Raw genomic sequence first — 2,500 nt, 5'->3', positions numbered from 1 at the left:
GTAGAGAAAGCAATGTGCTACGCTTACCGTGACAGAAAAGTGAACAAAAGAAATTTCCGTGCTTTATGGATTCAACGTATCAACGCTGGAGCTAGATTAGAAGGAATGTCTTATTCACAATTCATGGGTAAAGTAAAAGCTAACGGAATCGAATTGAACAGAAAAGTTCTTGCAGATTTAGCTATGAACCACCCTGAAGCTTTCAAAGCAGTACTTAATAAAGTAAAATAAACGTTTTATCAACTCAATTTAGATTACTTACTTATATAGAAACCTCAATCGAAAGATTGGGGTTTTTTGTTTTTAAATGCTATATACAAATTAAAAAAATATACTATTCAGATAACTTTTGTATCATAATTAATTTCTGTAATTTCGAAAAATGATACTTAAAAAACTTCATTTCCCGCTTTATATGCTGTTCTTCGTTTTACTTTTTGCAACACAATCTTGTGAGAAAAAAAAGCAACACAATTCCGCGAAAAAACCTGATGTTACAGATATTAACAGACTCTTAGACATTGGTCATAAACATTATGAAAATGAAGAATTAGACAGTTCTTACTACTACTATAATAAAGCTAAATCCCTTGCTGAAATAAAAAAAGACACTTCAAGAATTATTCATTCATTAGCGTGGATAGCACAAATTCAAGCGGATTTCGGAGATAATTCTGGTAGTGAATCTACGGCCGTGGAAGCACTCCCTTTTTTAGATAACAATGACAAATACCCCAATGGCAGATGGAATATTTATAATACATTAGGCAATAACTACCTACATACATTTGACAACGTAAACGCTCTTTATTATTTCAATAAAGCACTCATTATAAAAACAGACCCAATTGAAAAATACGGTATAAGAAACAATATAGCCTTAGTCTACATGGCACAAGAAAAATACCAAGATGCTATCCAAATTCTTTCTCTTTTGACTTTAAAAAAAGAAATTTTGGAAGATCCAGAAGCTTATTCTCGAATATTAGATAATCTAGGCTACTGCTATTATAAAGTAGGAAACCCAAAAGCACTAGCCTACTTAAACCAATCCGTAAAAATAAGATTACAAGAAAATAATGACCGAGGACTTACAGGGAGTTATTATAATCTTTTCGAATATTACAAAAAAAACAATCTTAATTTAGCCTTGAATTATATAAACTTAGCTTATGAAAAAGCTACTAAAGTTAACCATGTTGATGATCGCTTGGAATGTTTGGCACAATTAATACAAAACAGTACCGGAAATCAATCTAAAAAATATTCACTACTCTATTTAAAAATAAATGACAGTATCTATAAAGTACGATTAAAAGCCAAGAATCAATTTGCTAAAATAAGGTATGATTCCACAAAAGAAAAAAACGAAAATCTAAAACTAAAAGCGCAAACTATACTGCAACAAGAACAACAGCAAAACAAACACCTACTCCTGTATTTCGTGGTTGCAGTTATTATTACTATGAGCATTGTTGTTGGTAATTTCCTTGTAGCAAAAAACAAACGAGAAAAAATAAAAAGTGCCTACAATACTGAGATTCGAATTGCTAAAAAACTGCATGATGAACTGGCTAACGATGTTTTCCATACGATGGCTTTTGCAGAAACACAAGATCTATCCACTAATGCGAATAAAGAGATATTAATTAGCCATCTTGATACTATATATTCACGAACGCGAAACATTTCCAAAGAAAACAGTTCTATAGAAGCAGGGCCTCTATTTACTTCTAACTTAAAAGAAATGATGTCTGCATTTAACAGCTCTGCAATTAATGTCTTAATCAACGGAATAGATACGATTGACTGGCCAAATGTAGACAATAATACAAAAATCACAATGTACCGTGTACTTCAAGAATTACTTGTCAACATGAAAAAACACAGCCACTGCAGTTTAGCAGTAATAATTTTCAAAAAAAATGAAAACAAATTACAAATAGATTACAGTGATAATGGCGTGGGAGCTACGATAGAAGAATTAAATCTAAAAAATGGATTACAAAATGTAGAAAACCGTATCCAGTCTATAAAAGGAACAATAACTTTTGAAACAAAATCGGACAAAGGCTTCAAAGTACATATTACATTTCCAATTTAAATGTAGTAAATAAAATATGAAGTTTTAATTGACTATTTTTGAATGAATTACTGTCATTTATGTAAATATTTCTTAATAATATATTCAGATATTGGTTTTAATGTTTTCTCCGTTTCTGGATGTAGTCCTGGCTGATTAAAATATTCATAATTACCCTCAAATGATTTTCCATACCAAACTATCGGTTTTCCTTTTTTGAAGAAAATTGTATTTGTGCTAACCTCGATTTTTTTAAAGCCCAATAAATCCTCGTTTAAAACTACTACTGATGTTATATTTCCAATTAATAATTTTTCGTTTTTGCAATCCACTGCTTCATAATGATCCCCGTCCCACTTCATACATTCTTTTTCGGGGAAAATCATATTCTTTACCGAATACCCCATAAAAAACAAA

Annotated in this window: 2 protein-coding genes and 1 pseudogene; 2 read left to right on the top strand and 1 reads right to left on the bottom strand. The window is 30.8% G+C overall.

The window, feature by feature from the left end:
* Together rplT and ACH2BP_RS00010 are read left to right on the top strand one after the other, a co-directional pair.
* Positions 1-231, top strand: a 231-nt coding sequence (gene rplT / locus ACH2BP_RS00015) for a 50S ribosomal protein L20 (protein WP_395055772.1), incomplete at its 5' end; no start/stop codon positions are given.
* Positions 232-382: 151 nt separating this feature from the next.
* A complete protein-coding gene (locus tag ACH2BP_RS00010) occupies positions 383-2,104 on the top strand; it encodes an ATP-binding protein (protein ID WP_395055770.1) in 1,722 nt (573 codons plus the stop codon).
* 53 nt (positions 2,105-2,157) lie between these two features.
* Here ACH2BP_RS00010 and ACH2BP_RS00005 read toward each other — a convergent pair.
* Positions 2,158-2,500, bottom strand: a pseudogene (locus ACH2BP_RS00005) (hypothetical protein); the annotation flags it as partial.

The sequence above is a fragment of the Flavobacterium sp. genome (genome assembly GCF_043756175.1).
GTDB lineage: Bacteria > Bacteroidota > Bacteroidia > Flavobacteriales > Flavobacteriaceae > Flavobacterium.
Note: the sequence above shows the minus strand (reverse complement) of the source record. Positions and strands in the feature narration are given on the sequence as shown.